Annotated in this window: 25 protein-coding genes; 13 read left to right on the top strand and 12 right to left on the bottom strand. The window is 59.3% G+C overall.

The genetic code is table 11. The features are described 5' to 3' along the window. Positions 1-220: 220 nt before the first annotated feature. Positions 221-1,471 (top strand): MFS transporter, encoded by a 1,251-nt coding sequence (locus tag JJQ51_RS23765; protein ID WP_152092730.1) that lies wholly within the window; start codon positions 221-223, stop codon positions 1,469-1,471. A 53-nt stretch (positions 1,472-1,524) separates the two neighbouring features. On the opposite strand, the gene JJQ51_RS23760 is transcribed toward JJQ51_RS23765, so the two are convergent. The 6 genes from JJQ51_RS23760 to JJQ51_RS23735 form a co-directional block, all read right to left on the bottom strand. Further along, positions 1,525-2,040: a hypothetical protein gene (locus JJQ51_RS23760; RefSeq protein ID WP_145630949.1), complete on the bottom strand. Its 516-nt coding sequence runs from the start codon at positions 2,038-2,040 to the stop codon at positions 1,525-1,527. 101 nt (positions 2,041-2,141) lie between these two features. Continuing rightward, positions 2,142-2,978 (bottom strand): RDD family protein, encoded by an 837-nt coding sequence (locus tag JJQ51_RS23755; RefSeq protein ID WP_269245377.1) that lies wholly within the window; start codon positions 2,976-2,978, stop codon positions 2,142-2,144. 151 nt (positions 2,979-3,129) lie between these two features. Further along, positions 3,130-4,200, bottom strand: a complete 1,071-nt coding sequence (locus JJQ51_RS23750; RefSeq protein ID WP_269245376.1) for an SEL1-like repeat protein — start codon at positions 4,198-4,200, stop codon at positions 3,130-3,132. Between the two features lie 43 nt (positions 4,201-4,243). After that, entirely contained in the window at positions 4,244-5,836 is a 1,593-nt protein-coding gene (locus JJQ51_RS23745; RefSeq protein WP_145630955.1) for an SEL1-like repeat protein, read from the bottom strand. A gap of 122 nt (positions 5,837-5,958) precedes the next feature. Then, positions 5,959-6,549: a hypothetical protein gene (locus JJQ51_RS23740; protein ID WP_269245375.1), complete on the bottom strand. Its 591-nt coding sequence runs from the start codon at positions 6,547-6,549 to the stop codon at positions 5,959-5,961. Positions 6,550-6,553: 4 nt separating this feature from the next. Beyond that, on the bottom strand, positions 6,554-6,943 hold the full coding sequence (locus JJQ51_RS23735; protein ID WP_069613114.1) for an acyl-CoA thioesterase: 390 nt from the start codon (positions 6,941-6,943) through the stop codon (positions 6,554-6,556). Positions 6,944-7,184: 241 nt separating this feature from the next. Here JJQ51_RS23735 and JJQ51_RS23730 point away from each other — a divergent pair, with 241 nt between their 5' ends. The 6 genes from JJQ51_RS23730 (at position 7,185) to JJQ51_RS23705 (ending at position 12,746) form a co-directional block, all read left to right on the top strand. After that, positions 7,185-8,378, top strand: coding sequence for an extensin-like domain-containing protein (locus tag JJQ51_RS23730; protein ID WP_113354581.1), 1,194 nt, complete (start codon positions 7,185-7,187; stop codon positions 8,376-8,378). Between the two features lie 106 nt (positions 8,379-8,484). Continuing rightward, positions 8,485-8,739 carry a hypothetical protein gene (locus JJQ51_RS23725; RefSeq protein ID WP_113333064.1) on the top strand — a complete coding sequence of 85 codons (255 nt, stop codon included), beginning with the start codon at positions 8,485-8,487 and terminating at the stop codon, positions 8,737-8,739. A gap of 386 nt (positions 8,740-9,125) precedes the next feature. Continuing rightward, the gene (locus tag JJQ51_RS23720; protein ID WP_113354582.1) at positions 9,126-10,052 is read left to right on the top strand and encodes an ABC transporter ATP-binding protein; all 927 of its coding nucleotides are present in this window, start codon (positions 9,126-9,128) and stop codon (positions 10,050-10,052) included. Beyond that, the gene (locus JJQ51_RS23715; RefSeq protein ID WP_113333066.1) at positions 10,049-10,810 is read left to right on the top strand and encodes an ABC transporter permease; all 762 of its coding nucleotides are present in this window, start codon (positions 10,049-10,051) and stop codon (positions 10,808-10,810) included. Before JJQ51_RS23720 ends, JJQ51_RS23715 begins: the two co-directional genes overlap by 4 nt. 77 nt (positions 10,811-10,887) lie before the next feature. Next, positions 10,888-12,219 (top strand): bifunctional folylpolyglutamate synthase/dihydrofolate synthase, encoded by a 1,332-nt coding sequence (locus JJQ51_RS23710; RefSeq protein WP_113354583.1) that lies wholly within the window; start codon positions 10,888-10,890, stop codon positions 12,217-12,219. 2 nt (positions 12,220-12,221) lie between these two features. Further along, positions 12,222-12,746, top strand: coding sequence for a GNAT family N-acetyltransferase (locus JJQ51_RS23705; RefSeq protein ID WP_113354584.1), 525 nt, complete (start codon positions 12,222-12,224; stop codon positions 12,744-12,746). Between the two features lie 30 nt (positions 12,747-12,776). Here JJQ51_RS23705 and JJQ51_RS23700 read toward each other — a convergent pair whose 3' ends face one another. The 4 genes from JJQ51_RS23700 to JJQ51_RS23685 all read right to left on the bottom strand — a co-directional run bounded on the left by JJQ51_RS23700 (position 12,777) and on the right by JJQ51_RS23685 (position 15,492). After that, complete coding sequence (locus tag JJQ51_RS23700) at positions 12,777-13,682, bottom strand: DMT family transporter (RefSeq protein WP_113354585.1); 906 nt, start codon at positions 13,680-13,682, stop codon at positions 12,777-12,779. Positions 13,683-13,776: 94 nt separating this feature from the next. After that, positions 13,777-14,478 (bottom strand): retropepsin-like aspartic protease family protein, encoded by a 702-nt coding sequence (locus JJQ51_RS23695; RefSeq protein WP_113354586.1) that lies wholly within the window; start codon positions 14,476-14,478, stop codon positions 13,777-13,779. Beyond that, on the bottom strand, positions 14,475-14,696 hold the full coding sequence (locus JJQ51_RS23690; protein WP_113354587.1) for a DUF1289 domain-containing protein: 222 nt from the start codon (positions 14,694-14,696) through the stop codon (positions 14,475-14,477). The genes JJQ51_RS23695 and JJQ51_RS23690 overlap by 4 nt, the downstream gene beginning before the upstream one ends. A gap of 19 nt (positions 14,697-14,715) precedes the next feature. Next, on the bottom strand, positions 14,716-15,492 hold the full coding sequence (locus JJQ51_RS23685; RefSeq protein ID WP_113354588.1) for an adenosylcobinamide-GDP ribazoletransferase: 777 nt from the start codon (positions 15,490-15,492) through the stop codon (positions 14,716-14,718). Between the two features lie 127 nt (positions 15,493-15,619). Here JJQ51_RS23685 and cobT point away from each other — a divergent pair, with 127 nt between their 5' ends. Together cobT and JJQ51_RS23675 are read left to right on the top strand one after the other, a co-directional pair. Beyond that, positions 15,620-16,636 carry a nicotinate-nucleotide--dimethylbenzimidazole phosphoribosyltransferase gene (cobT, locus tag JJQ51_RS23680; RefSeq protein ID WP_152096072.1) on the top strand — a complete coding sequence of 339 codons (1,017 nt, stop codon included), beginning with the start codon at positions 15,620-15,622 and terminating at the stop codon, positions 16,634-16,636. Positions 16,637-16,822: 186 nt separating this feature from the next. Further along, complete coding sequence (locus JJQ51_RS23675; protein ID WP_092716218.1) at positions 16,823-17,215, top strand: diacylglycerol kinase; 393 nt, start codon at positions 16,823-16,825, stop codon at positions 17,213-17,215. A 117-nt stretch (positions 17,216-17,332) separates the two neighbouring features. Here JJQ51_RS23675 and JJQ51_RS23670 read toward each other — a convergent pair whose 3' ends face one another. Next, positions 17,333-18,862 (bottom strand): sensor histidine kinase, encoded by a 1,530-nt coding sequence (locus tag JJQ51_RS23670; RefSeq protein ID WP_113354589.1) that lies wholly within the window; start codon positions 18,860-18,862, stop codon positions 17,333-17,335. Between the two features lie 123 nt (positions 18,863-18,985). Between JJQ51_RS23670 and JJQ51_RS23665 the strand changes: the two genes are divergently transcribed. The 3 genes from JJQ51_RS23665 to JJQ51_RS23655 all read left to right on the top strand — a co-directional run bounded on the left by JJQ51_RS23665 (position 18,986) and on the right by JJQ51_RS23655 (position 20,740). After that, positions 18,986-19,555: a thermonuclease family protein gene (locus tag JJQ51_RS23665; protein WP_152096071.1), complete on the top strand. Its 570-nt coding sequence runs from the start codon at positions 18,986-18,988 to the stop codon at positions 19,553-19,555. Next, positions 19,552-20,184 carry a uracil-DNA glycosylase family protein gene (locus JJQ51_RS23660; RefSeq protein ID WP_113354591.1) on the top strand — a complete coding sequence of 211 codons (633 nt, stop codon included), beginning with the start codon at positions 19,552-19,554 and terminating at the stop codon, positions 20,182-20,184. Before JJQ51_RS23665 ends, JJQ51_RS23660 begins: the two co-directional genes overlap by 4 nt. A gap of 67 nt (positions 20,185-20,251) precedes the next feature. After that, positions 20,252-20,740 (top strand): Lrp/AsnC family transcriptional regulator, encoded by a 489-nt coding sequence (locus JJQ51_RS23655; RefSeq protein ID WP_069613098.1) that lies wholly within the window; start codon positions 20,252-20,254, stop codon positions 20,738-20,740. A 62-nt stretch (positions 20,741-20,802) separates the two neighbouring features. Here the strand turns inward: JJQ51_RS23655 and JJQ51_RS23650 are convergent, their stop codons facing one another. Continuing rightward, positions 20,803-21,786: an NAD(P)-dependent oxidoreductase gene (locus JJQ51_RS23650; RefSeq protein WP_269245374.1), complete on the bottom strand. Its 984-nt coding sequence runs from the start codon at positions 21,784-21,786 to the stop codon at positions 20,803-20,805. A gap of 155 nt (positions 21,787-21,941) precedes the next feature. Here JJQ51_RS23650 and JJQ51_RS23645 point away from each other — a divergent pair, with 155 nt between their 5' ends. Beyond that, positions 21,942-22,910, top strand: coding sequence for an aliphatic sulfonate ABC transporter substrate-binding protein (locus JJQ51_RS23645; RefSeq protein ID WP_113354593.1), 969 nt, complete (start codon positions 21,942-21,944; stop codon positions 22,908-22,910). Positions 22,911-23,012: the final 102 nt, after the last annotated feature.

Raw genomic sequence — 23,012 nt, 5'->3', positions numbered from 1 at the left:
ATGGCGGATTTTTCCATTCGCCGGCGATGTCAAATATGTTACAACCCAAGGGCGGCCGATGCGTTATCGCTGATCCAAAGTCCGCATAGCGCGATCCTCGCAGGCGCCAAGGGAGGAGCCAGCCGCAACGTCGACATGCCCGGCCAGTGCCGGGTTCCCCTAGCTTCGACGGCATCCGGTATTGCCCGCCTCGCCGCCGCCATCCGGTCGGAGGATCATGATGACCGCATTGGATAGCTTACGTTCCCTGTCCCCCCAGCAACGAAACACCGTGATCGCAGCCTATCTGGGCTGGACGTTGGACGCTTTCGATTTCTTCATTTTGGTTTTCGTTCTCAAGCATATAGCCGAGGAATTTCACACGGATGTCCCCGCGGTTGCCGTGGCGATCTTCCTCACCCTTGCCATGCGGCCGGTGGGCGCCCTGATCTTCGGGCTCGCGGCGGACCGCTTCGGGCGGCGCGCGACCCTGATGGTCGACGTGCTGCTTTATTCCGTCTTCGAATTCCTGACCGGCTTTTCGACCGGCTTGACGATGTTTCTCGTGCTGCGCGCGCTCTTCGGCGTCGCCATGGGCGGGGAGTGGGGTGTCGGCGCGTCGCTCGTGATGGAAACCATACCCGAGGACTCGCGCGGCCTTGTGTCCGGTATCCTGCAGGCTGGTTATCCCTCGGGCTATCTGCTCGCCTCGATCGTCTTCTTTCTGCTGTTCCCGATCATCGGCTGGCGCGGCATGTTCTTCGTCGGCGCGGTGCCGGCGCTGCTGGTGCTCTATATCAGGCGCAATGTGGAGGAATCTCCGGCTTTCCTTCAGCGGCAGGCCAAGCCGCAACGGCCGTTCCTCACCGTCCTGCGTGAGAATATTCCGCTGTTCATCTGGGCAGTGCTTTTGATGACTGCGTTCAATTTCTTCAGTCACGGCACCCAGGACCTCTATCCGACCTTCCTGGAAACCCAGCGGCAATATGATTCCTATACGGTCGGCGCCATCGCCATCGTCTACAATATCGGTGCGATTGTCGGCGGCCTGACCTTCGGTTCCCTGTCGCAGCGTTGGGGCAGGCGGCGGACGATCGTTATCGCGGCATTGCTGGCCATACCCGTCGCTCCGCTCTGGGTCTGGGGTCAGGGGCCGGTCATGCTCGCAATCGGCGCCTTCCTGATGCAGCTGTTCGTCCAGGGCGCCTGGGGCATCATTCCCGTGCATCTCAACGAATTGTCGCCGGATGAGGTGCGCGGCACCTTCCCCGGATTTGCCTATCAGCTCGGCAATCTGCTGGCTTCGGGCAATGCCTCGATCCAGGCGGGGCTGGCCAAGCAATGGAACGGCGACTATGCGCTGGCGCTGTTGATCGTGGCCTGCATCGTCGCCGTGGTCGTTGCTGTTTTCGCCGGCTTTGGCTTCGAGAAGAAGGGTATTCGGTTCGGCGGGAAGGATGAAGGCCAAGCGGATAGCGCCATAAGGGCCTGAACAGACTCGCCATCAAGGTCGCGAGGGCCGGCTGATATCGCCGGCCCTTTCGTTTATTTTCCGCAAATTTCCGAGATCTTGGCCTGGGCGAAGCCGCGGGCGAGCTCCTGCAGCCCGCCGACCGAGGATATCAGTTCGCCGATCGGGCCGTTGATGCCGAGATGCAGGTCGGTGATGTGGCATGCGCCGACATCGACCGTCATGGAGGCATCGAGTTCACCCTTGATCGTCGTCTTCAATACGCCATGCGATTTGCAGGCCATCTCGGCATGAGCATTGATCTGCACGCCACCGTTCGGGCCGTCGCAGACATCGAGCGACTTCACCTCGAACTTGTCCTTATGATCGACGCCGGGCAGTTTCTTGCAGGGATCGGCCTCGTTCACCGACTTCTCGATCTGCGGCCCAAATTTGCTCTGCAGCAGCGACCAGCACGAGCCTGGCGCGGCCTCTGCCGGTGTCGCCGCTATCGGAAGCGGAGAGAGCGGCAACACGACCGCCGAGGCCAGCAAAACCATGCGAAGTGGCGGCAGAAGCGAAAAGGAGGGCATGAGATATTTCAGGTTCACGGCGATCTATCCTCTGAAAAGAAGAAGCAGCAAATCAGGCCTGGCGCGGCGACAGTCTTCCATCTCTTCGTCCGTCAAGGCAATCCCCCCGATTTTGATGGTTACGCCTTGATGACGATGGTGTCACAGAAGCGGTCGTAGAAAGTCTGGCCGCGCCACACGATGAATGGGAAGGCCCACCAGATGAGCGCGAATACGAACAGAAGCGGCGCCAACGCTCCCGTCAAGGCGAAGAAGCCGATGGCACTGAGAAGGTTGGTATCGCGCGCCTGCTGAATTAGCTGATCGATCGGAGGCTGATATGAGGGCAGCAGAAACAGGCCGACCAGATTGACTGTGGCGACCAGCATCAATGGCAGAAACTTGAATATTTCCCGTTTGGCGGCAAGCCCGAAGGGCAGGGTGTCGCCTTCCACCGTTGTCACGCGCAGCGAGGTCAATCGCTTGCCTGGCGTCCGCTTGCCGCCGATGGAGCAAAGGGCGAAGGCGAAGGGAAGGAACAGCAGAACGACGCTCGAGGTCGGCCTTGCGGCGATATTCGGATCGACCGGATTGCCGTTGCCGTCGACGGGTATGGAAAAGGCGCGCTTCAATGTGGCCGATCCCTGCTGCGATGCGACGATTGAAAGGAAGACCGTGTATCCATCGCTGCCCAGCCAGGAGATGCGGCAAAGCTGGTTGCTCCTCACTTCGCCTGGCTGCAGCGGCCATTCGGCCTCCACTTTCGCAACGAGAGGCGCCGAAGTTGCTTCTTCGCATTGTTGCTTCTGAAGAAGCGGCAAGGTCAAGTCCCACGGCGTGGCCGCCGACAGCACGAGAAACAGCAGGGTAAAAGCGACCTGGAAAATGACGATATCGACCGTGTAGGCGCCAAGCCGCCGCCAAAAATGGCGACGCGGCAGAGAGCTTATTTGATGATCGGAAGCAGCAAAACTCATAGTTCCCCCCGGCTTAGCGCGTGTCACGACGCCCACCACGTCGCATCACTCACTTCAAGTTGAGCGCATTAGCATGTTTTGCTGCGATTCGCTGGGAGCGAAGGCAGGCGACGGATGGGCCCCAGCGATACCGATCGTCCATCGCATTCATTCATATCGGAATGGTTTGCTCGCCGGATGGCTCATCCTGTTCGCCGTCCGCGTTGCCGTCATAGCCCAGGCGCTTTGCCTTGCGGAACCATTCGGCCGCCTTGCCCGCATCCGCAGCGACGCCATCGCCGTCACGGTACATCATGGCTAGATTGTAGGCGGCATCGGCATAGCGATGTTCGGCTGCCCGCTCGAACCAGTAGATCGCCTTCGGACCGTTCTTGGTGACGCCTTCACCATCGCGGAACATGACGCCGAGATTGTATTCGGCTTCGACATCATTCTGCGCCGCTGCTTTCAGAAACCATACGATTGCTTGAGCATCATCCTGCCTGATCCCGTCGCCATCGGCATACATTGCACCGATATTGAACTGCGCGCTCGCATCGCCCTGTTCGGCGGCCTTCTTGAACCAGGAGAAGGCCGCAGCGCCATCCTTGGCGACGCCTTCGCCGTCGCGATACATGATGCCCAGATTGTATTGCGCCTCGACTTTTCCCTGCTCGGCCGCCTTGCGATACCAGGTGACGGCCTTGCTCTTGTCCTTGTCCGTGCCTTCGCCCTGGTCGTACATGGTGCCGACATTGAACTGCGCATCGGCATCGCCCTGTTCGGCGGCCTTGCTGTACCAGGCAAAGGCCTGCGGCTTATCCTGCGCTACGCCTTGGCCCGTGTCGTAGACGACACCGAGATTATATTGTGCATTGAGGTATCCCTGTGCCGCAGCCTTCTTGTACCAGACAATGGCTTGGCTCTTGTCGGCGGTGACGCCTTCGCCCTGGTCGTACATGGTGCCGACGTTGAACTGCGCTTCGGCATTGCCCTGATCGGCGGCCTTCTTGTACCAGCTGAGGGCGAGCGTAAGATTCTTTTCGACGCCGTTGCCGTCCTCGTACATTTGTCCGAGCTTCAGCTGTGCGGCAACGTTGCCCTTGTTTGCCAGGGGGCGCCAGTAATCCAAGCCCGATTTGATATCGCCGCGATCGTAGCTGTTTCGTCCGACATCGGCTTGTGCCGTTCCCATGGACGCCAGTGCGAAGAGCAAACCTGCTGCCCCCTTCTTCCAATTCACGACTTACCCCTCAATCGAAATTCGTTGAATAAGATGCCGAGCTCTAAGGCACGAGCACCATCAGCAAATGAAACAAGAGCCAGCCCGTGCTGACGCCCGAGCCCTTTTTGCCGGCGGCCCCTTGTCCAAGCGGTCCAAGATCCTTGATCGGACCGTCGCCATTGGCTTCCATGTAGCTGAGTCCATGCTGCGCTTCCGGCAATCCCTTAGCCGCCGCCTTGTTGAACCAGTCCGCACCAATCTTGGAGTCCTTAGGCACGCCATAGCCGTTATAATACAGATATCCAAGACCGTATTCCGCCCGGGCGTCGCCGTGATCGGCTGCTTTGCGAAAGAGAGCGACCGTTTGGCCATAGTCCTTGGGAACGCCGGCGCCCTGATAATAGAGGTAGGCGAGGGCATATTCGCCCTGTGAATTGTTCTGGTCGGCCGCCTTGCGGTACCAGCTTGCGGCGGCCGATTTGTCAGCTGTCGTCCCCTGACCGTTTTCATACATGTAGCCAAGTGCGTATTGGGCGTCAGCATGACCCTGGCTGGCGGCTTTCTGGAACCAGTCAAAGGCCTTGCCATAGTCCCTGCCAATGCCGCGGCCGGCCGCATACATGTAGGCGAGGGCATATTGACCCTGTGCGTCGCCTTGTTCGGCGGCCTTGCGATACCATCTCGCCGCGCTGTCATCGTCGGTCTTCACGCCCTGGCCGTTGGCATAGAGGTAGCCGATGGCATATTGGGCGTCGGGGCGGCCCTGATCGGCAGCTTTGCGATACCATTGCAGTGCCTGCCTGTAGTCCCTGGCGACGCCTATCCCGTTTGCAAGACTGTAGCCGACGGCGTATTGCGCGTCAGCGCGTCCTTTTATCGCTGCCTTCATATACCAGGAATAGGCTTCGGCATCGTTCCGTTCGACACCCTTGCCATTGGCATAGGCATAGCCGACCGCATACAGGCCTTGCGCGCTTCCTTGGTCGCCGGCCTTTTTATACCAGGCGACGGCCTGCTCCTGGTTTTCTTCCGTGCCTTGGCCGTTATCGTACATATAGCCGATGGCGTACTGGGCATCGGGCCGGCCTTGGTCGGCCGCTTTGCGATACCAGCCGAGTGCGATCGCCTCGTCCTGATGCACGCCGAGGCCATTGGCATACATGTAGCCGAGCGCATATTGCGCCTGCGCCTGTCCCTGAGCGGCGGATTTCTGGTACCAGGTGACGGCGTTTTCATTACTGACAGCCATACCGCGGCCATTGGCATAGGAATAGCCGATGGCATATTGAGCATCGGCATTGCCGTTTTGCGCCGCCTTCAAATACCAGTCATTTGCCTGTTTCAGATCGGTGTCGACGCCCCGGCCGCTGGCATACATGTAGGCCAATGCATATTGGGCCTGCGCATTGCCTTGGTCCGCCGATTTTCGATACCAATCGACGGCCTCAGCATCATCCTGCTCTACGCCCTCACCATTGGCGTAGCGATAGCCGAGACCATATTGGGCCGCCGCGTTGCCCTGTTTTGCGAATTCCACCCAGTATTTCAGGTCGATCTTCGTATTGGCGGGGCCAGGGGCGGGATCCTCGGCGTGAGCAAGCCAGGGTAGCGAAAGAGCGAGCGCCAACCCCAATGCGTAGCTCTTTGTCTTCAAGGCTTCAGTCTCCCACCTGCGTCCCAGACCGTAATCGATCTGAACAATATGGCGATGTATTGGTCAAGGGATCGCAGGAACCCAAATAGCAGTGGATTTAATGCCCCCGGACGATGGGATCGCTATACCGGAAGCACGTCGTAGAGGCGGAAGATCCATGTGATCTGATAGATCAGCCCGACGATCACGAATGCCGCCTGGAAGCGCCGGTTGGCGGTGATCGAGGCAATGATGCACAGGATGACATAAACGACATTGCGTATTGGATATTCCCAGCCGAGAGAACGAAAATAGGCCTCTCCCTTCAGCAATGTGTCGATGAGATCGACGGCGTAGGTGACGGCGAGCAGGCCGAAGAACCAATGGCGGCGGGAGATGAAATATTCCTCGAAGCCGCCATAGTCCTCGACCGAGGGCGGATTGAGCAATACGCAGAGGAAATAGAAGAGGCAGCAGAAGCAGATGAGAAAGAGGTAGACGCCGAAATTGATCTGCGCGATGGATTGCAGCCGATACTCCCACCACCAGAAATGGATGATGAAAAGGAACATGGACAATACCCAGCCGATATGGACGAGATAAATCTTGTTCTTGCCCGGCGCCTGCACGAATCCGGCAAGCCGGGTCAGAAGCTGGGCGAGCGAAAGGCCGATCACCATGCTCATGACCGTCCTGATATAGACGTAGACTTCCGGTGTGTGCGCGGAATCCATCGCGTCAGCTCTCCTCTGGTACAGCCTTCGGCAAGCCGCTTTCATCGAGCGCGACCATGATGAAGGTCGCAGCCGTGACTTTCTCCAGGCTGTTATAACGGGCGCGGTGTGCCCATGCTTCGACGCTCAGCGTGATCGAGGTACGGCCGACGCGTTCGATATCGGTGAAGACGCTCAACGTATCGCCGATCTTGACCGGCAGTTCGAAGGCCATCTCCTTGACCGCTGCCGTGACCACGCGTCCACGCGCCCGCTCGGCTGCGCGGATGCCGCTTGCCAAATCCATCTGCGCCATGACCCAGCCGCCGAAAATATCGCCGGCAGGATTGGCGTCGGCGGGCATGGCGAGCGTGCGCAATGTCAGCTCGCCTCTCGGTTTGACGCTGTCATTCATTCTTCTGCTCCTGTTCACGGTCGATTCCGGCAATCAGCCTATGCAATCCTGCCGCGATGGAAAAGCCATGCTGGCATTTCCATGGAGGACTCATGTGGGTCACGCGCTTTGCTTCAGGCGATTCCATGCTCACGCGGTACCGTTGTAAAACAGCGGGACCCCTGCGGTAAGCTTTCGTTCACCCTTCCCATTTAGGATTTGTAATCGTTACCGACCGTGGCTGGGGCAGCGGATCAGGACTATGGCCATTTTACCCATTCTACGGCGGGTCGCGCTGCCATTGCTGTTGTCGTCGGCGCTGGTCGCCTGTACGGCAGATAGCCTCGTGCCGCCTTCTGGCATCGACAGCTCCTCGCGCGTCGGCTCGATCAAGCCGCATCGCAGCGTGCCGCAAAGGCAATTCGCCTACCAAGGGGTACAGGATCCCGTCGTTTCCGCGTCGAGCAATTACAAAAGCGGCGGTCCCGTTCGTTCCAGCGGAACGGGTGAGGCGGTGACCACGACGGATGTCGAAGCCGGCTTAGCGCAGCAGTCGGATATTCCCTCCCAGGGCGTCAACATGGACGCCGAGCTTGGCGTCGGTCCAAGTGAGGAGGCGCAATCCGCCTCGGTGGTCGGATTGGCGCAGGAGGAGCAGCAGAACATTGCCGAAGGTCAGTCCGACCAGCCCGTGGTCGACGGCATCGGCACCGATGCGCCGGTACAGACCAACCGTTCGGTCGTGCAGCGCCCGGCCGCGCAGGCCGAGCTCAATCAGTCGCGGATACCGAGGCAGTTGCCGGGAACGCAGGTTGCGATGCTGCCCCGTGTCGAAAATCCGATACCGCGCCTCGATCAGCAGTTCGAAGCGCCGCAATCAACACCTGGGATGATGCCGCCTTCGGAAATCGCCTGCCGCCAGGAATTGCAGCGCATGGGCGTCGTCTATACCGACAAGCCGGCGATCTCGAACGGTCCTGCATGTCAGGTTCCCTATCCGGTTTCGCTGAGCGGCCTTTCCGGCAATATCGCCGTCCGACCGGCGGTGACTTTGAATTGCCAGGTGACGCTTGCCTTCGCCAAATGGGTGAAGAACGAACTCGCTCCAGCCGCACGCACGCGCTACTGGACCGGCATCGGCACGATCGTACCGCTCGGCGGCTATTCCTGCCGGCGGATGAACAATAGCCGGCAACGCTATAATCCGATGTCGGAACATGCGCATGGCAATGCGATCGATGTCGGCACCTTCATCCTGAAGAATGGCCATGTGATCGACGTGCGGAAGAAGGGTTTGTTTTCCTTCCGGGAAGGGCGGTTGCTCAAGGCGGTACGCAGCGACAGCTGCCGCTATTTCGATACCGTGCTTGGTCCGGGCAGCAATCCGGAGCACTGGAACCACTTTCATTTCGACCTCAGGGACCGAAAGGGCGGCCGGCGCTATTGCAGCCTTTGATTGGCCCTTTGCCGGAACAGCATCTACACTTGTCAAACGGGAAAGCTGATTTACCTTTCGACGGAATCGCGCTCAACTGCGCGCATTGGGTGCCAGAGAGGGGTTCATGGAAGACGTACCAAGACGAAAGAAAAGCCTGGGAAGGGCGCTCCTTGCTGCACTGATTGCCATCATTATCGTCATCGGCGGCCGCTGGTACGTTTATGTCGCCTATGCCGACGATCCGTTCGATGAAGTCGGCATCGGTCTCAACTCCATGATGCCCGGACCCATTCGCGACAAGGGTTGTGCGATGCTGAAGGCACGCTTCGAGCACAAGACGCTGCCGCCGGCGGGCTGCGGCGTCAATGGCAACTGGTAGCGGTCGTTTTCCAGATCGTAAGCTGGCAAAAAGAAAAAAGCCGGCTGAGCCGGCTTGAGCGGAGCATGGCAACGACGGGGAATCCTCGCCGGCTCCAGAAAAGAACTTCATGTTGCAATGATGATGCACGCAATATGAATGCGAAGGCAATAAATCGGCCAATACAACAGGCGCTGACGGTGTCGCCAAGAGGCGTTGGGCGGAGTTGCGACAAACGTTGCTCACCTAAGGAGCTATATGCCCGACGAAGGTCACGATTTGATGACAGCTTATTCCGCTTAGACGAACGCTGTGTTTCACTACCGTGGGGTGGTAAAAGCCCAAGACCGGCTATATAGCGGGCAAACGCCGCGAAATTCATCACAAAAGCCGGACTTTGCCTGACTATGGCTGCGATCATTTCCATACGCAATCTTACGAAAACCTATGCCAACGGATTCCAGGCGCTGAAGGGCATTGATCTCGATATCGAGCGGGGCGAAATCCTGGCGCTGCTGGGGCCGAATGGCGCGGGCAAGACGACGCTGATTTCCATCGTCTGCGGGATTGCCAATCCAAGCGGTGGGTCCGTGACCGTGGGCGGTTATGACGTCGTGCGCGATTTCCGCGCCACGCGCAGCCTCATCGGTCTCGTGCCGCAGGAGTTGACCACCGATCAGTTCGAAACCGTCTGGAATACGGTAAGTTTCTCGCGCGGGCTTCACGGCAAGAAGCCGAACCCCGAATATATAGAGAGGATCTTGCGCGATCTCTCGCTCTGGGAGAAGAAAGACAACATGCTTCGCCAGCTTTCCGGCGGCATGAAGCGGCGCGTGCTCATCGCCAAGGCGCTGTCGCATGAGCCGGAGATCCTCTTCCTCGACGAGCCGACGGCCGGTGTCGACGTGACGTTGCGCAAGGACATGTGGCATGTAGTCGAGCGCCTGCGCGCATCCGGCGTGACCATCATTTTGACGACGCATTACATCGAAGAGGCCGAGGAGGCTGCCGATCGCGTCGGCGTCATCAATGGCGGCGAGCTGCTGCTTGTGGAGGAGAAGAAGGCACTGATGGCCAAGCTGGGCCGCAAGCAGCTCATTCTCGATCTGAACGAGCCACTCCACGCCGTACCGCAGTCCCTCGACGGCAACGGGCTTTCGCTAGGGCCGAACGGCCTGACGCTCATTTATGATTTCGATGCACAGCACGAGCAGTCGAGCATCGCGGCTCTGCTGTCGAAACTCGCTGCCGAGGGAATTCACTTCAAGGATCTTTCGACGCGCCAGAGTTCGCTCGAGGATATTTTCGTATCGCTGGTGGAGACAGGCAAATGAACTTCGAAGCGATCAAGTCTATCTATTCGTTCGAAATGGCCCGCACGCGCCGCACTCTGCTGCAGAGCGTCGTCTCACCAGTCATTTCCACATCGCTCTATTTCATCGTCTTCGGTGCCGCGATCGGTTCGCGCATCAATCTGGTCGAGGGCGTTTCCTATGGGGCGTTCATCACGCCCGGCCTGATCATGCTGACCTTGCTTGGGCAGTGCATCAGCAACGGTTCCTTCGGCATCTACTTCCCGAAGTTCACCGGTACCATCTACGAGGTGCTATCGGCGCCTGTCGCCATGACCGAGATCGTGCTCGGTTATGTGGGCGCGGCGGCGACCAAGGGGATGCTGATTGGCCTGATCATTCTCGCCACGGCAAGTTTCTTCGTCGAAATCAGGATTGAGCATCCGTTTATGATGATCCTGTTCTTCGTGCTGACGGCAGTCACCTTCAGCCTGTTCGGCTTCATGATCGGCATCTGGGCCGGAAATTTCGAGCAGCTGAACCTCATCCCGATGCTGGTCGTGCCGCCGCTGACCTTCCTCGGCGGCAGCTTCTATTCGATCAACATGCTGCCGCCCTTCTGGCAGGCGGTCAGCCATCTCAATCCGGTCCTATATCTGGTCAGTGGTTTCCGCTGGAGCTTCTACGGCATCGCAGATGTCAATCCTGGCTTGAGCCTTGCCATGATCACGCTTTTCCTCGTCGTCTGTCTGGTCATCCTGGGATGGATTTTCCGCACAGGATATCGTTTGAGAAATTGATGGCGGTGCTAGCCTGGCGAGCTTAAGAAGGCCCGTGGCTTTTGCAGCCGCAACAAAATGGTCCAGGAAAGCATCCAATGTCGCAGGCTCATCTCAATCCCTCGCTGCCCCAAGCACTCTCCCGGCTCGACCAGCTGACCAACTGGGAGCGCAAGCCGCGCGGGGAGATGCGGGTCGGTCTTGAGCCGATGCTCGACCTCATGCAGCGCCTGGGCAATCCGCATCGCAGCTTTCGCGCCATCCACGTTGCCGGCACCAAGGGCAAGGGATCGGTTTCAGCGCTCCTCGAAGCGGGATTACTGCGGGCCGGCTGGCGCGTCGGTCGCTACGCATCACCGCATGTCGACCGGGTGAACGAGCGTGTCAGTATTCTTGGCCAGGAAGTCGAGGATGATGCGCTGGCGGCGGCGATCATGCAGGTTCTGGATGGCTACGAGGGCGCAAAGCAGGCCGCGACGGCGGGTGAAGATGCGACCTGGTTCGATGTGATTACGGCCGCTGCATTCCTCGTGTTCAAAGAGGTCGGCTTGGACTGGGCCGTCATCGAGGTCGGCCTTGGCGGCAGGTTGGATTCCACCAATGTCGTCTTCGGCGAAGTTGCCATCGTCACGAATATCGGGCTGGAGCACACGGAAATTCTTGGGGTCACGCGCGAGGCGATCGCGGGTGAGAAGGTCGGCATATTGAAGTCCGGCGCCACGCTTGCCACCACGCTTGCTATCGACGATGCCGCGGGAAAGGTCTTGCAGCAGCGTGCCGATGAGCTTGGCTGCCAGGTCCTGCGAACCGATCTTCCCGAAGATGCGACGATTGCTGAGACGAATATCTCGCTGGCCGGCCTTGTGTTCGATCATCTGGGACGACAAGGCGAGAGCGTGCAGACAGCGAGCAAAAAAGGGCAGCCGGTCGGCGCGTGGCTGCTCGAACCGGCCGTTATCGACAAGGCGCGGCTGCCGGGACGGATGGAGCGCTTCGACCTTGCCCTACCACCCACGCTTCGAAGCGGGCGACAGAGCTTGCCCGTCATCATGGATGGCGCGCATGTGCCATTCAATATCGAAGCAGTCCTGCGCGATATCACGCGCTCGTCCAGCGTCAGCGGCGATTGCATCGCGGTTGTCGCACTTGCATCCGACAAGGATGCTCCCGGCTTCTTGAACGTGCTCTCGCGATATGTGGCCCATGCGGTCTTTACAGAAGCGTCCGGATCGGGCCGCGCCCATGCGGCGACGGAGCTGGAGGCATTGGCGATCTCGATGGGTATGGCCTGCGAAGGCGAGCCCAACCCGCAGAAAGCGCTTCATCATGCCGTCGCGAAAGCTGCGGAGGTCGGCGGCTGGATCCTGGTGACGGGCTCGCTCTATCTTGTTGGCGCTCTGCGCGGCACTGTCCAGGGGAGTGTAGGGTGACGATGGAAATTACGATCAGGCCTGCTCTTGCCAATGATGTCGCCGAGATGGCGAGGCTGCATCGCGCGATCTGGTGCGACACCTATCGCGACCTGGTGTCTGCTGAGATTTATCAGGCTCTCGACGAGGATTTCCGCCGTTTGCGGTGGGCGGATATACTCGCAAATCCCCGTCGGGATCAGCGCGTGCTTTTGGCTGAGCAGGGCGGGCGGCTTGTCGGTATCGGCGCGATCAACGCGCCGTCCGATGCCATATTCAAGGGGCGAGGCGAGATTAAGTCGCTCTATATCGATGCTTCCATCAAACGCCAGGGACTTGGCCGTCGTCTGATGCGAGAATTGGCGCGGGAACTTTTATCCATGGGCTATTCGGGTGCGGCGCTTGGTGTGGTCGTCGGCAATGAATCGGCGATTGCCTTTTATCGTGCGCTCGGAGGGCAATTGATCGGTCGGTACACGGATCCGGGTCCGGTCTGGCGTTCCGACAATTTCATTTTTGCATGGGACGACTTGTCCGTTCTGATCTGATTGTCCCATGCAAGCCGATGAACGGGGATTTCATCCGGCTGCGATCCGCTTGCGTGGGGCGATGGTCATGGCCATGACGCCAGCCACGACACAGACAAGACCTATGGCTGCGGTCGGAGACAGAGGTTCGCCAAGGAAGACGACGCCGATGGTGACGCCGATCGGGACGCGGAGATAGGCTTGTGCCGTCGTGCCGACCGAGCCGAGGGTCTGGATAAGCCGGAAATAGATGCTGAAGGCAAGCGCGGTGGAGACGACCGACAGGCCGAGCAGGGCCAGGATTGAGGCTGTCGACGGCGCAATCTGCCAGGGATGTTCGACAATCAGGCTTGCTGGGATCAGGAGAGCGGCACCGCAAAGCAACGAGCCGGCTGCCGGCATCATCGGGTCCAGCCCCTTGAAATTTCGGCCGAACAGTGCGGCGCAGGCATAGCAGATCGATGCCGCGACGACGGCGAGCTGCGGCAGCAGCTGGCGGCCCATTCCATGCAGCGCATCGAGGCCGATGATCAGGCAGATACCGGCCATGCCAGCAATCACGCCGAAAAGCTTGCGGCCCGTCAACGGTTCGCTGCGCAACAGGAAGGCGGCAATCAGAAAGGCGAAAATCGGCGTCGTGGAATTCAATATGGTCGCAAGGCCGGCATCGACAGTCTGTTCCGCCCAGGCGATCAGCGTGAAAGGGATGGCGCTGTTGAGGCAGGATTGAATGAGGAAGCGCTTCCAGGTGGCGGCGTCGCGCGGCAGGTTCAGACCACGCCAGCGAATAATCACAAGCAGGACAAGGCCGGCGATCAAGGTGCGGGCCGCTATCAGTGTGACCGGCGGGATGGTTGCTACGCCGATGCGGATGAAGGTGTAGGAGGCACCCCAGCAGGTGGCGAGGGCGAGGAGGAGAAGCAGTTCGGTCGTCAGGTTAGGTCTTGCCGGCGTCATCGTATTCACTCTTATAAGGTTTGGACATGCCGTCTTTTAGAGCGAAGAGACCGGCGAATGCTTCGCTCCCAACCGAACTATCGCGTTCGGTTCATCAATCACGCAGCCGAAGCTCGTCGGTTTGCATCTGCATCGACCCCAGGGTTTCGAGAAAGCTCATGCCGAGCAGGCTCTGATCAAGCTTGCCCGCTTCGGCCACGCTCGCCTCGACATCCCTGCGCTTGATCGGGCCGATTGCCACGGAGCCAAGTTCCACGGGAGCCGCCCTGGCGCGACCGTTGGCGGTCAACACTGTCTGCGAATAGGTGAGGTTTTCCGGAATGATGCCGACGCGCTCGGCGTCCTCTTGCGATAAGGCGATGGTGCTGGCGCCGGTGTCGATCAGCATGTCGATCGGCTGGCCATTGATCATGACCCGTGCTTCGAAATGCCCGTTCGAGCGCTTGTGAAGGATGACTTCCTGACCGCCTTCGCTCGTCGTGACGACAACGGCGTGGCCGGGCATAAGGCCGGCGAAGACGCGATTGCCGACCTGTTGGGCATCGTAGCGATAGATATAGGCGGTCGCGAGCGCCATGATGATGACGAACCAGATCAGCAGATTGCGGATCGACTGGCTGACCGTATGCCGGCTCGCCCACACCGCAGCGCTCATCATCAGAGCGATCGGCAGGAGATAGACGACACGCGCGAAGTCGTCGTTGCGCATGCCGAAGGTGGAGCCAGTGTTGTTGTTGAAGATGAGCAGTGCGAGGCCGATGCCGAGAATGGCGAGAACGATGTTCAGGCGGTTCATACGGCGCTGCGCTCCCGTGCCATCCTTTGGCGGCGAGTCTCCCGGCGCGGCTTGCGCTCGACCTTGGTCAGGCGCTCCGGAAGCACTTCCATGATCTGACGGCGCTCGTCGTCGCTATAGCTCATCCACGCGCCGATTTCAGCCGACGTGCGGCCGCAGCCGAAGCAATAGCCGGTATTCTGGTCGATGGAACAGACGAGGATGCAAGGTGTCAGCATGGGATCATATATCGATGCTTCAAATGCACATGGCAAGGGTACAGAGGGAAGCGATCTCGCAAATCTGCTGAGTCGCGCCGATCGTATCGCCCGTATGGCCGGTCACTTTCTGACGGACATATCTTGTGGCAAGAAATGTCGCGGCGCTCGTCGTGAGAAGGCAGCCAACCAACGCCGGAACGCCCATGGCGGGACCGACGAGCAGTATCGCGAGGCCCAATGTCGCAATCAGTGCCAGCTGCATGGCATCGCCATCCGGCTTGCCTGCCGATGCCGCGATCCCATCTGGTTTCGCGGATGGCAGGGCGTACCAATGCCAGACCATGGCACCGCGGCTCAAGGTGGCCGCGGCGAGAATTGCGACAGCGGCGTCCTCAGGCGGCAGATGCCGGGCGATGGCTGCAAGTGCCGCCGCCCGCAATCCGAACGACAGTATCAACGCTGCCGCCCCATAAGTGCCGATGCGGCTATCCTTCATGATTTCGAGCGCGCGCTCGCGATCCTTGCCGCCGCCCAATCCGTCCGCCGTGTCGCTGAGCCCGTCTTCATGGAGGGCGCCGGTCAGGATCGTCTGCACGGCAAGCGCCAGCAATGCGGCCATCAACGGATCGGCGCTGAGGGCGAGTAGCACGCTGAACGTCAGCGCCGAGGGTAGGGCGATCAGCAGGCCAGCAACGGGAAAAGCGCGTGAAACGCGCGAGAGCTTGCCGTCATGGCCTTCAAAGAAGGACGACGGCACGGGAACGCGGCTCAAGAAAGCGACGGCGCGCGCGATGTCACGCATATATTCCCGCATTTCTTCCTCTCCCCGCCATGCGCGCGACAGCATCGGGCGCTTTTGGAGTTGTTCACGCCGATTCCCAGGACTAATAGAGTCGCACGCAAAGAACCCGATTTGAGACCAAAAGACAAGGAACGCATTCATGAGCGTCAGCGGCCTCCCATTCGACGATTTCCGCGCATTGCTGCGCGACCTTCCAGGCCCGGATGCCCGGGCGCTCGTGGCCGCGCGCGAACGTGATGCGCAGCTCACCAAGCCGCCCGGCGCGCTTGGAAGACTGGAAGAAATCGCTTTCTGGCTGGCCGCCTGGACCGGTCGTGCGCCGGCCGTGACCCGGCCGCTGGTGGCGATCTTTGCCGGCAATCACGGCGTCACCAAGCAGGGAATTACGCCGTTTCCGCCTTCCGTAACCCAGCAGATGGTGGAAAACTTCGCAGCCGGCGGAGCCGCGATCAACCAGATCTGCGTTGCCTACGATCTCGGCCTCAAGGTCTTCGACCTCGCCCTCGATTTCCCAACGGGCGATATCACCGAAGAACCGGCATTGAGCGAGCGCGACTGTGCCGCGACCATGGCCTTTGGCATGGAGGCGATTGCCGGCGGTACAGATTTGCTCTGCATCGGCGAAATGGGCATCGGCAACACCACGATCGCCGCGGCCATTCATTACGCGCTCTATGGCGGCAAGGCCGAAGACTGGGTTGGCCCAGGCACCGGCTCGGAAGGTGAGATGCTGAAGCGCAAGATCGCTGCCGTCGAGAAGGCGGTGGCGCTGCATCGCGATCATCTCAACGATCCGCTGGAAATCCTGCGCCGCCTCGGCGGCCGCGAGATCGCGGCGATGGCCGGCGCAATTCTCGCCGCACGCATGGAACGGATCCCTGTTATCATCGACGGTTATGTCGCGACGGCTGCCGCTTCCATTCTCAAGGCCGCCAATCCCTCTGCGCTCGACCATTGCCTGATCGGGCACGTCTCGGCCGAGCCAGGTCATCTCCGCGCCATCGAGAAGCTCGGAAAGACACCGCTTCTGGCGCTCGGCATGCGGCTTGGTGAGGGTACGGGGGCCGCACTGGCCGCCGGCATCGTCAAGGCTGCAGCCGCCTGCCATTCGGGCATGGCGACGTTCGAAAGCGCCGGGGTTACGAACAAGCACTGAAAACTTGGCGGCGAGACGTTGAAATAAGCGTTTCGCCGCCTCAATTTCCTGTAGATGATCGGTTTCTCGTCATAAATCTGCAATGAATTTTGAAGGCGGCGAGCGGCGTCGCCTTGCTTCGCCCACGGTGAGGCGGTATTCGCAAGGCATCCAGATTGCAACCGGGACACTACGGGCGGAGCGCGAATGGCTGAGTTTTCAAAATCTGCGGTCAACAAGGAGACCGGAATTCGGCATTTTTTCGCCGCTGCAGGCTACTCCTGGGGCGGATTTCAGCGGCTGTTGCAGGAATCGGCCTTTCGCCAGGAGCTGCTTTTTGCCGGGGTGGGACTGATCCTGTTGATTGCGGTCGGCGCGACCATCGGCGAGATTGTGATCGCCATGGTGTTGTTCCTCGCCGTCTTCGCAGTTGAGGCCATGAATACGGCGGTGGAAGAGGTGATCGACCGGATCTCGCCGGAGATTTCCAATGTCGGCAAACATGCCAAGGACCTCGGCTCGTTTGCCGTTCTCTGCATGCTGGTCGCGTCCGGCATCTACCTTCTTTATGTCATCGGCAGCCATCTGTTGTTTCGCTAAAGCAATTCCAAGAAAAGTGCGTAGCGGTCTTCCGTCCGGAATTGCGAGACAACAAAGAGATAGTGCGGTTCAGAGATGCCGTGAAAAGCTGGCGCGTCTAGCGGACCCGAGCCGCGTTTAAGCGAAGCTCTTCTTGCGCCGTTCGGCGAGCGGCGCATCCTCAACCGCCGGCAGGCTTTGCAGCACGCGCTTGGGCGGCAATATGGCAATGACCTCCGTGCCTTCCCGCAGCTTTGATTTCAGCATGAACTGACCGTCATGCTTGGCGAGAATGGCCTGTACGATCGGCAGACCAAGGCCAGTGCCCTGTTCGGCGCTCTTGATGGCGATGGAGCCCTGACCAAAGGCGGACAGGACAATCGGGATCTCCTCTTCGGGAATGCCCGGACCGTTATCCTTGATCGCGACATATTCGCCGCCGCCGGCCGTCCAGCCAACCTTGACGCTGATCTCGCCGCCTTGCGGCGTGAATTTCACCGCATTCGACAGGAGATTAAGGATCACCTGGCGCATCGATTTCTCATCGGCCCAGACCGAGGGCAGCTGCGCTTCGAATTGCGATGAGATCGAAATGTTTTTGGCGCGGGCGCGCAACTGCACCATGCCGATGCAATCCTCAGCAATATCGAGGAGGGAAATCGCTTCCTCGTTCAGCTCGTATTTGCCGGCCTCGATGCGCGAGAGATCGAGGATTTCGTTGATCAGGTTGAGCAGGTGCTGGCCGGATCGATGAATATCACTGGTGTATTCGCGATAGGTCGGATTGTTGAGCGGCCCCATGACCTCCGCCGACATGACCTCGGAAAAGCCGAGGATCGCATTCAGCGGCGTTCTAAGCTCATGCGACATGGAAGCAAGAAAGCGCGATTTGGCAAGGTTTGCTTCCTCGGCACGCCGGCGCGCTTCATCCGACATCGACTTCGCGACTTCCAGCTCGGCAATCAGATCGTCCTTCTCCGATTGGAAGGAGAGGATCTTTAGGTTCGATTGATACATGCGGTTGGTGATGAAGCTGAAGAATATCACGGCAACCGAAATGGCTGCGGTGAGGGCGATATCGGAGGGTCTTCGCGTGAGGATCGCGGCCACGGCCAGTGCGACGGTCGCCGGTGCGAAGGAAAATGGAACAGCCCGCGGCAACATGAAGCTGGACATGGCCGTGATGCAGATCGCCGCAAGCAGCGTCGTCCCTTTGTAGAAGGCGAAACTGTCGCCACCGCAGGTCGCACAATTTTGCATCGTGAAGAGCGCCCAGCAGAAGCCGACGAGCAATTGCCCCAGCAAGAGCAGCTGTCGCCACTTTCTGGCGCTTTCGGCCGACATTTCCTGCTTCTTGGCGCGCCGTCCGATCAGCATGTTGATGGCATGGGCCGTCAGGATCGGAATAGTCCAGAAGAGAATGCCGGCATCATGTGTGAGGTAGACGCCGAGAACGGCGACCACGATAACGAAGATCGGCACGACGGCAGCACTCTGCCGTAAGGTGTCGATGTGCATCATCATCAGTTCGCGGTCGAAATTGCGGCTATGGCCGCTTTGCAGGCGTTCGCGCGTTTGCCGCACGGCCTTCGACACAGCCCGGTTACGGTGACTGCGCGATCGGTCGACAATGTTTTTATCTGTCGATGTGCTGACGCCGGTGCTCATGGTTACATTGAAACTTGGCCTGCCTGAGGCTACACACTAGCCTTCAAATCTTAAGAAGATGCTGCGCCGAAATGATTTGTTTGCCATCTTCGCCAAGGATTTGTTCTTAAAGGAGGCAACAACGTGATGCGGTCGCGCCGCCTGTTTCGTGACGGCGTGGTCACTTTCGCGCTGCTTGTCATTCTTGCATTATTCGCGTTGAAGATGAACAATCGACCGGAAATCGTTCAAAACGGCAAGTTTTATGTCGTCGATGGCGACACGCTTTCCGCCAGCGGCGAACGCTTGAGGCTGAAAGGCATCGATGCTCCCGAATATCGGCAGCACTGCCAGCGCAGTGGCGCGGATTGGGCCTGCGGCGAAGAAGCACGCAAGGCGCTTGCCACAATGATTAAGACCGGAGCGCCCGAATGCCGGGGATGGGAGAGGGATCGCTATGGTCGCCTGCTGGTGACATGCGTCACCGGCGATCTCGATATCAACGCCGCGATGGTTCGCAACGGCATGGCGGTTTCCTATGGTGCCTATGCGAGCGAGGAACGGAGCGCACGGCAGGCGAAAGCCGGGCTTTGGGCCAGTGATTTCGAGAGGCCGAGCGACTATCGGCGCGAGGAGCGTATGGCTGGTGACAACGATCCGATTGCCGGATTGTTCGGCTATTTACGCCAGCTTGTCGGATGGAGCGCCCCATGAAGCAGGAGAGCGAATTGCAGATCCTGCGTTCCGCGATTGCGGCCTGCCGTCTCTGTCGGGACGCACCGGCCAAGGGCGAGGCGGATCGCCTGCCACATGAGCCGCGTCCGGTTGCGACACTATCGTCGACTGCGCGGATACTCATCGCAGGGCAGGCGCCGGGATTGCGCGTTCACGAGAGCGGCCTGCCATTCAACGATGCCTCGGGTGACCGTTTGCGTCAGTGGCTCGCCGTGGATCGCGAAAGTTTCTACAATCCGGACCACTTCGCCATAATGGGCATGGGCTTCTGCTTTCCGGGCTATGACAAGGCGGGAAGCGATCTGCCGCCGCGCAAGGAGTGTGCGCCGTTGTGGCGGCAGCGGGCGATGGATGCGATGCCGCAGATCGAATTGATCCTGACGATCGGTCAATATGCTCAGGCTTGGCATCTTGGGGCGGAGCGCATGGGGTCGATGACCGAGACGGTCGCGCAGTGGCGGCGTTACCTTCTAACCAACCGGTCGCCGTCCGTCCTGCCATTGCCGCATCCAAGTTGGCGCAACAGCGGCTGGCTGAAACGAAACCCCTGGTTCGAGGCCGAGTTGCTTCCCGTTTTGCAGCAACGTGTGAAAAGCCTGCTTCCTTGAGAAAAAGTTTCTTTTCTATCGCTAAAAATAAGCTATAGAGAGAATATAATTCGAAGGGATGCTTTAAATGGACCGTCTTGACCGCAAAATCCTGCGCCTGCTGCAGGAGGATTCCACTCTGGCCGTAGCCGATCTTGCCAAGAAGGTCGGTCTCTCGACGACGCCCTGCTGGCGCCGCATCCAGAAGATGGAAGAGGATGGCGTCATTCGCCGTCGCGTGGCCTTGCTCGATCCGGAAAAGGTCAACACGAAGGTCACGGTTTTCGTGTCCATCCGCACCAACAGCCACTCCATCGAATGGCTGAAGCGCTTTTCGGAAGTGATCGCTGATTTCCCGGAAGTGGTGGAATTCTATCGCATGAGCGGCGATGTCGACTATCTTCTGCGCGTCGTCGTTCCGGATATCGCTGCCTATGACGCTTTCTACAAGCGCATGATCGCCAAGATCGAAATCCGAGACGTCTCCTCGGCTTTCGCGATGGAGCAGATCAAGTACTCGACGGAACTGCCGCTCGATTACATGCTGCTGGAAAATGCCAAGTCCAACGAGGACTGACATGAACTGAGCGCCGTTTTGAAGAGGCGCTCAGAAGAAGCCGCTGATTTCGCTGCGGCCCTTTACTTCTTGTCCAGGCGCGCGAGCAGCGAGGAGGTATCCCAGCGATTGCCTCCCATCGCCTGGACGTCGCCGTAGAATTGATCGACGAGGGCGGTGAGCGGCAGCTTGGCTTTGTTGCGGCGGGCTTCCTCGAGCACGATGCTGAGATCCTTGCGCATCCAGTCCACTGCGAAGCCGAAATCATATTTGCTCGAAATCATGGTCTTGTGGCGGTTCTCCATCTGCCAGGAGCCGGCGGCACCCTTGGAAATGACCTCAACGACCTTTTCGATATCGAGCCCTGCCTGCTTGCCGAAATGAATGCCTTCGGCCAGGCCTTGGACGATACCGGCAATGCAGATCTGGTTAATCATCTTGGTCAGTTGTCCCGCGCCGACAGGCCCCATCAGGCCGACCATGCGGGCATAGGCGTCGATGACAGGGTGAGCCTTCTCGAAGACGACTTCGTCACCGCCGCACATGACGGTCAGCACGCCGTTTTCCGCGCCCGCCTGTCCGCCGGAAACCGGGGCGTCGATGAAGTCGACGCCTTTTTCCTTTGCGGCGGCGTAGAGTTCGCGGGCGACTTCAGCGCTCGCCGTCGTGTTGTCGATGAGCACGGAGCCCGCCTTCATGGTTGAAAGGACGCCGTTCTCGCCTGTCGTCACCGAGCGCAGGTCGTCGTCATTGCCGACGCAGGTGAAGACGAAATCGGCACCTTCAGCGGCCTCAGCTGGGGTAGGGGCAAACATGCCGTCATATTGTTTGGCCCATGCCTCGGCCTTGGCGGTGGTGCGGTTATAGACGGTGACGTCATGCCCACCCTTGACCTTCAAATGCCCGGCCATGGGATAGCCCATGACGCCCATGCCGATGAACGAGACCTTTGCCATTTCATAACTCCGTGACCGAATTTGTTTCGAAGGCTTAGCCGAAAGGCCAGAGAGACGAAAGACCGATTTGTCGGGCAACTTGTCACCATGGTATATGATTTGAAATCTCATTTCCAATTTTTGCATTTATTGGAATTGAATTTCGCTCTCGTTGCGAATTTTCATAATTTCCTTTGTCGATATAATCTATGGATTTGCGATCTTAAGCCATCGACAACGAGCCGATGGCCGCGGAAGCGCCGAGGCCTCATGAAAAGGGATCTTCGATGATTTCGCGCAGACAGACACTCGGCCTTCTCGGTGCGACGGCGGCAGCTTTCGCTTTACCTTCCGTTCGACAGTCACGTGCGGCCGCGGCCACGACGCTTCGGATCGGCTGGCAGAAGAACAGCGTATTGGCATTGGCGAAGCGCGAAGGGGCGCTGGAAAAGCGACTTTCCGATCGCGGCATATCCGTGGAATGGTCAGAATTCACATCCGGTCCGCCGCTACTTGAAGCTCTCGGCGCCGGTGCTCTCGATTTCGGTGCCACGGGCGATGTGCCGCCGCTGTTTGCGCAGGCTGCCAATGGCAATCTGCTCTATGTCGGCATTTACACCGGCAGCCCCGAAAGCTCCGCCATTCTCGTGCGCAAGGATTCGCCGATCCAGACGCTTGCCGATCTCAAGGGAAAGAAGCTTGCCTTCAAGCGCGGCTCCAGCGCCCACAACGTCGCCGTTAAGGCGCTTCGCAAAGGTGGGCTTGGTATCAACGATGTCCAGCCGCTCGATCTCGCGCCGCCGGATGCGTCCGCTGCGTTCAAGACGGGCGCGATCGACGCTTGGTCGATCTGGGATCCCTATCTCGCCATTGCAGAGGCTGATCCGGATACACGCATCCTCGCGACTGCGCGGGGCATCGTCGATTCCTTCAGCTATTTCCTGGCGAACGGCGATTTCACCAAGGATAATCCGCAGGTGATTATCGACGTCATCGACGAATTGGCCAAGGTGGGGGCGGCGGCGCAATCGGATTTGGACAACACCGTTAAGGCTATGTCCGAAATCACCGGTGTGCCGGCCGAGGTGACGCGGGTGGTGCTGACGCGTCCGGGTGCGAATCTTGGCGGCGTCTCAACCATTACAGATGCGGCGATCGCCTATCAGCAGGGGCTGGCTGACGAGTTCTACAATCTTGGCATCGTTCCGAAGAAGCTCAACGTCACGGACATCGTCTGGCGGCCGAAGGCGAGCTGAGGCTGACAAGATACGCGGATATCGCCTGCGCCCCAAACACTACGGGCATAGGCTTTATCAGCAAAAATATTTCGCCAGATACAGGCGATTAGAAAATCCATA

This window comes from Rhizobium sp. AG207R, assembly GCF_027109195.1.
GTDB classification, from domain to species: domain Bacteria; phylum Pseudomonadota; class Alphaproteobacteria; order Rhizobiales; family Rhizobiaceae; genus Rhizobium; species Rhizobium dioscoreae.
The sequence above is the reverse complement of the archived record's forward strand: the minus strand, read 5'-3'. Positions and strand labels throughout refer to the sequence as shown.